At 41.9% G+C, this 6,536-nt stretch carries 5 protein-coding genes and 1 pseudogene; 2 read left to right on the top strand and 4 right to left on the bottom strand.

Translation table 11 applies throughout. The features are described 5' to 3' along the window. From AAFP11_RS29280 to AAFP11_RS29295, 4 genes and pseudogenes are all read right to left on the bottom strand, one after another. Positions 1-2,611, bottom strand: a pseudogene (locus AAFP11_RS29280) (hypothetical protein); the annotation flags it as partial. Between the two features lie 38 nt (positions 2,612-2,649). Beyond that, positions 2,650-2,781 carry a hypothetical protein gene (locus AAFP11_RS29285; RefSeq protein WP_341740176.1) on the bottom strand — a complete coding sequence of 44 codons (132 nt, stop codon included), beginning with the start codon at positions 2,779-2,781 and terminating at the stop codon, positions 2,650-2,652. A 303-nt stretch (positions 2,782-3,084) separates the two neighbouring features. Beyond that, entirely contained in the window at positions 3,085-3,519 is a 435-nt protein-coding gene (locus AAFP11_RS29290; protein WP_341740177.1) for a hypothetical protein, read from the bottom strand. Between the two features lie 192 nt (positions 3,520-3,711). Next, positions 3,712-3,867: a hypothetical protein gene (locus tag AAFP11_RS29295; protein WP_341740178.1), complete on the bottom strand. Its 156-nt coding sequence runs from the start codon at positions 3,865-3,867 to the stop codon at positions 3,712-3,714. Positions 3,868-4,010: 143 nt separating this feature from the next. Here AAFP11_RS29295 and AAFP11_RS29300 point away from each other — a divergent pair, with 143 nt between their 5' ends. After that, on the top strand, positions 4,011-5,372 hold the full coding sequence (locus AAFP11_RS29300; RefSeq protein WP_341740179.1) for an aldehyde dehydrogenase: 1,362 nt from the start codon (positions 4,011-4,013) through the stop codon (positions 5,370-5,372). Positions 5,373-6,040: 668 nt separating this feature from the next. Then, positions 6,041-6,427, top strand: a complete 387-nt coding sequence (locus AAFP11_RS29305) for a hypothetical protein (protein ID WP_341740180.1) — start codon at positions 6,041-6,043, stop codon at positions 6,425-6,427. The last annotated feature ends 109 nt before the right edge of the window (positions 6,428-6,536 follow it).

Below are 6,536 nucleotides of genomic sequence, written 5' to 3' on the forward strand. Positions count from 1 at the left end.
TCAGAGGACGGATATCATCTTCATCCGTCAGCAAGTACAAAACTCTACGGGCTGCTCCTTCATTTTCTGGACCACAGTCTTGGATGACTTCTTCGAGAAATTTGGCTACTAATTTTTGTTTAGGATTATTGCCTAGTTCCTGATATTTAGTTAAGGTGGTAATGTCATCTTGTTGCAGTTGAGCACCGACAACTTGTAGTTCTATGGGGCGAACTTCTCCCAAGTCTCCTGCTAAATCTTTGACCAATTCTTTGATTAATCTCGCTTCCAAATAAAACTGAGAACGTTGAGTTAAACTCTGAATAATCGCGGTAGCATCCGCTACCGAAAAATTGCCTAGATAAAACAAAATATCTTTGCTGAGAATGTCACTTAAAATGTCATTGTTGATGATTTGTTTATTGCTTTTTGGTCTGCAAAATTCTAGCAAATAATGCAAATAGTCTTCCCGTAAAGATAGGATAACTTTTAAGTATTTGATTTTTAAGCATTCCCGCAAGAACTCAAAGAATATTTCCCTTTCTGCTTGTTCTTTCCACACAAAGAAAAATTCTTCAAATTGGTCAAATATCAGAACTGTGACTAGATGTTCTGCATTTATTTGCAACTCTTTGATGATTTTATCGTATTCTATAGTCTGTTTTTTGAGGATTACTTCTACAGGCTGTTCGGGAACAATTTTATCTTCGGTAGGGCGATTTTCGTGGGTATTTAATATCGCCATTAAAGTGTCATTGGTTTCCCTGGTTTCCCCTTCCGATTCGACTTCGATTGAACCTAACCTATCTTCGGCAATTACTCGCTCGAATATTTCCGATTTGCTAGCAGATAACTGTCTGGTCAATTCCCGCGGCCAATTATTGTAAACTTGTAGCAATACTGGTAAAACCGTGCGGTTTTCTATCTTTTTTTGTTTGAGCGCTGGTACTAATCCCCCCGTGACCATGGAACTTTTACCAACTCCCGATTGACCGTAAATTACTGTTATTTTGTTTTGGGCGCTGTTCATCCTAGCTATCAAACGGTTGAGGTCTTGTTCTCTGCCGGAAGCAGTAATTTCATCAGCAATTGTAGTATTGACATCCACAGTTTCTGTGGTGGGATTCATTGCTTGTCTGTGGGGCTGCAACTTTCCTGCACCAATAAAAGCTCGGAAACGATAGGTATGTTCGATCGATCGATAATCTTGCTTAACTTGGAATGCTTGGAGATATTCCCCTCGTTGAAAATAAACCGATCGCAGCAGTTCTAACACTCGCAAATACAACTGCGGGTTGTAGCAAGGTGGGGTTTGGGCTCGCGCCATTTCTAGATGTGCGATCGCCTGTTCAATTTCACCAATTTCCTTCTCTGCTTCTGCTAAAATTAACAGGTACAAGCCTTGATGCTGGGACTTTAACGAGGTTCCTTGTCCAGCGGTATCTAAATTGGAGTTCAGAACATCTAGAGCCACTAAAGCCCATTCCTTAGCCCCTTGCCAATTTTTCTGCTCTAAAGCTACCTTAGCCAAAAAGCCATAATCTTGAGCTAAATTAACTGCTGAATTTTCCATGTTTTGATGTAACCTCCGAGCTTTGATAGCTAAATTCCAGAGTGCATCCCAATCTTCTAAATACTGTAATACTTCGCCTAATTGATTGATAAATTTACCAACAGGATCTTGCTGTCCGGCTCTTTCTAAAACATCAATAGATTCTTGAAAATAATTTTTAGCTTCCGTCCAGTAAGGACGGTTCCCTTTACGGTGCTGTTCTGCTTGAAATCGGTAGCAAAGCCCGATGTGAAAGAGCAGAATCCCCTCTAATACCGGTGCTGGGTGAATCGTAAATAACAAGTTGCTAAATTCTGTTTGATGACCAAGTAATCCTACTTGATACTTCCAAAAATTGAGACTTTTCTGATATAATGCAATGGCAGTATCCATGCGCTGACAAGCATATTCGTTGCGGCCGCGCAGAAATTGTAAACTAGCTTCAATGGCTGGTTCCACCCGGATATCGGAAGTTTCCAAATCTTTCCTGGCTGACTCTAATTCAGTCAAGGCACCAGTACCCAGAATGGCAGAATTAGTTAAACGCCAATTGCCGTTTTCTAAAATACCCGAAAAAATGCGATCGGCACTTTTTCCCAAAAAGTCTACTAACTCATCGGGGCGGAGTACAAATTCAATAGTTGTCGTCCAACTTTCAATATCTGTGACTAAGCGAATCAGTTTTTTTAAAATTTTGTCTGTAACCCACAGCACCACCGGAAAGGGAAAGTTATTGCGAAATTCTTCCCTGACATAGTTGGTAGAAGTCAGCACTTTATCGATCGCATTTACCGACTCTAATCCAAACACCATCAAAGCCTGGGGCTGGCTACCAGCAAGTTCTGCTTCTATGGTAGTGTAAAGAGTTTTTACAGATGCGGGTAGAAAAATTTCTCGCACTTCCACCGCACAAGCTTGGTGCAATTGTCTGACAATTTGCTCTCGGAGAACACCGTAATTGCAGCGTACCAAAGTCAGAGAAAACTGCCCCTGAGACATTTTGAGAGTGCGGGCGAGAGTTTGCAGCGAATTTTTGTTTTCCAGCCCTGGTGTATCTTCTTGGTAGTGTGAATTAATCATATTAAATATTGAAAAAATATTTGAATAATCCGTTGGTATTAACCACCGAGAAATAGAGAAATCGGTTGGACAATTCTCTGCTTCCCAAAAATCGTCAAATAGAAATCTCCTCTAATTTCTGTGGGATAGCCATCCTCCCAGCCCTCGATCGCCTTTTTTGGAGATGTCATATCGTTTCCGGTTGTATCGGAATGATTAAACCACAGAGAACACAGAGGACACAGAGAAAGAGAAGAGAGAAATCATAATTCCGATGTCAACGGATTTGATATCACATAGCCGATGATTGTTTCAGTCCAGCGAAAAAATACATACCCTGAAAAAATCCTTTCTGTGTTCTTAGCACATTTCGATAAAAATCAACCAAAAATTAGGGGAAAAATTTACAATTACTGCATCAAATTGTACCACTCTGGTGGGGTAGGCTTCTTGCCAGCCTAAGACTTATATTTTTGGAAATGACTATGGATTGATTAGCAGAGTCCTGAAATACGACAACTGCGGCTGGATCTACCCCTAGCTGCACTGATATAAAGCTTTGTTTCTGGGGAAGTAATTTCTGATTTAACAGGAGATTGCTTAATTTTGGTTGTCTGTATATTCCCATCCTCAGAAAAATTAGGTAAGTCCCAATTTTCGCTTTCTTCAACGGCGATGAATTGTGAATGCAAATTCTCCGAATTCATCCCATCGCCACCAACCAAAACTGGTTTGATTGGAGATCCCGTCATAGCACTAATACTAGCCAAACATTGAGTTGTCTGTGCCATGAGCAAAATAGGCATTGCTACTAAGGCACTTATAGTTTGTCGCGTCGTCATGTTTTTCATAATGTTATCCTCTATAGAAACTGAGTATGACAGTTGTCCTCGCTGAACCTGAGTTGCTACTTTGATAATTGCTCTCATTAATTGATAGTGCTTCTGCTTGAGAAAACAAAGGAGCCTAAGTGTGACACTTAATCAAAGGTTTGCTTAGGCGATCGCCAAGAGTCAACTGTTCTGCTTCCTATTACTAAGTAAAAACTCTTAAACAGTAAGGTTTTTTAGTCAACTGTGGACCTAGGCAGAAACCCGCTTTTTTAAGATAATTTGCCTGTTTTAGGCTAATTCCCCTAATGCTGAATCTGGTGTCACAGATTCGCCGCCCTCAGTTTTGTCAGTAATTTCCGAGCTTTTGGGAGTATCCCTGTCCCATGCCAAGCTGTTACACTGGTGACATTGACACATACTCACAGCAAGCAGAAGTGTTACCATAAACACAATACCCATGTCAACCCTTTTATTTTAACATTAATCTCAAATGCAGGGACTTTCCGGGAAACACGATCGCACTTTAGCTGCGATCGCCTATTTTCAGAAATGCTTTAACATTTATTGATAAACATGGAGGACAAAAGATGTTAGTTAGCGATATGCTCCAGCAGCAGCGACAATTTTTTGCGACGGGGAAAACTAAAGAGGTGGATTTTCGGCTGGAACAATTGCATAAACTTAAAAGCGCGATCGAACTTAATCAATCACGAATAGTGGATGCTGTCAATGCTGACCTAAATCGGCCGGAATTCGAGGCTTACTTTGAAATCGCATCGATCGCTGAAGTTAAGTATGCCATCAAAAATCTGAAATCTTGGGTAAAGCCCAGAAAAGTGCCAACATCGATCGACCAATTCCCCGCCTCAGCCCGCATTTTTCCCGAACCTTTAGGCGTAGTTTTAATCATCGGACCTTGGAACTATCCCTTTCAGTTAATGATATCACCCTTAGTAGGGGCGATCGCCGCGGGCAACTGTGCCATCCTCAAACCCTCAGAAATCGCCTCACATACCTCAGCAGTTGTTGCTGACATGATTGCTAAAACCTTCGATCCAGCTTACATAGCCGCCATCGAAGGTGGTGTAGAAATTAGCCAACAATTGTTATCTGAAAAATTCGACCATATCTTCTTTACAGGAGGTACAAAAATTGGTAGAATCGTGATGGAAGCCGCCGCCAAACACCTGACTCCCGTCACCTTAGAATTAGGTGGGAAAAGTCCTTGCATTGTAGACTCAGACGTGCAGCTAGAATACACTGCCAAACGGATTGCGTGGGGCAAATTTATCAACGCTGGTCAAACCTGTATCGCTCCAGATTACCTGTTAGTCGATCGCAAAATCAAGCCAGATTTGATGCCAGCAATTAAAGCATCGATTCTTGAATTATACGGCAACGACCCGCAAACAAGTCCCGACTATTGCAGAATCATCAATCAGCGGCAATTAGAACGTTTGAGTGCGTTCATCAAAGATGGAGAAATTGTCATCGGCGGGGAAGTGAAACCGGAAGATAGATATATTGCACCGACGGTTTTAGATCAAGTTTCCTGGGATTCGCCGGTGATGGAAGATGAGATTTTCGGGCCGATTTTGCCAGTGTTGGAGTATGATGATTTATCAGAGGCGATCGCCCAAATCAACGCCCGCCCCAAACCTTTAGCTTTATATTTCTTTTCCAAGGATAAGCAGAAACAAGAACGAGTTCTGCGGGAAACTTCTTCTGGGGGAGTTTGTATCAACGACACAGTAATGCAAGTGGGAGTAACAACCTTGCCCTTTGGCGGAGTTGGAGAAAGCGGCATCGGGAGTTATCACGGGAAAGCAAGTTTTGATACTTTTTCCCATTACAAAAGCGTGTTACAAAAGTTTTTTTGGCTGGAATTGAAATGGAGATATGCTCCTTATCAGGGCAAGTTAGATTTGATTAAAAAAGTGATTGGTTGAAATGATATAAACGGAGGAGACGGCACTGCCCATAGGTGTCAACAATCAGGTCAAACCAATAGTCCGACAGGGGTTTAAACCCCTGTCTCATAGCGAAAGTCCTCTCAAAGAGGACTGAAGAGTTGGTTTATATGTCTTAATTTGGGGCAAATCTTCAGTCAGTTTCAACTGACTTCAGCTATGAGACAGGGGTTTAAACCCCTGTCGGACTTTCTTTCTAAATGTTCGTAGAGAAGGAGTATTGATTTGATACCAGAACAAATTGCTCTTTTAACAAAAGCAGGTGAAAGCTTACGGGCAGCTAGGTTATTAGTCAATACGGTTTACTTAAGACGATCCCCCCTTAAAAAGGGGGGGACAAGAATCGGATCAAAGTCCCCCTTCCCCCCTTGGGGGGTAGGGGGGGGTGGGGATTTAGGGGGATCTCCGGAGCATAAATATCAGCCATTCCCGAAGATGAGGCTAATCAATTAATCGCCCAAGCCGAACAATTTTTAGAATTAGCACAACGTCTGCTGGGAGATTTGCCAGATTCTCGATCTGGATCTTCTTAGTCCGCGGAGGCGGACTTTGTTTGTATAGACGCGGTTTCAACCGCCGGGTGACTTTTTGAATGGTTAATACTGTAGTAAAATAAAGACTCAAAATCAGAGTTTAAGTATTATAATATGAAAAATATCTTATCACTTTTGACAGGAATGGCGATCGCCTCTGTATCTCTTGCTGCTTTCATTCCACCTACCTACGTGCTGCGAGTAGAAACAGTCAAACAGGGAATGTTAAGGCTGACTAATATTTCCAATCAGCGCATTTATATCAAAAACTTTGTCCTTCATAATCACAAAGTTAATGAATTTGGCAAACGAACCGGAGAAGTCGAGAAAATAAGTATTCCCGTAGAATCATCCCTCAATCCAGGGGAAAGTACATTAGAAAAAATTGCCGATGCACCACGGCGGACAACTGCAAATACCGAACTAATCCGGTGGAATGATGGCAAAAAAAATCACCGCCAAGGATTGCTCGTATGTTTCATTAATAGACATCTCCAATAATTCCAATCCCTTCCCCCGCTTGGTTTCGGGAGTTGAGCCCTTTAAGGGGCTCAACTCCCGAAACCAACGCTTTAATAAGGGTTTCAACGGTTGGTCAACAAGAACTACC

Origin of the sequence: Microcoleus sp. CAWBG640, assembly GCF_020883015.1 — a bacterium.
GTDB lineage: Bacteria > Cyanobacteriota > Cyanobacteriia > Cyanobacteriales > Microcoleaceae > Microcoleus > Microcoleus anatoxicus.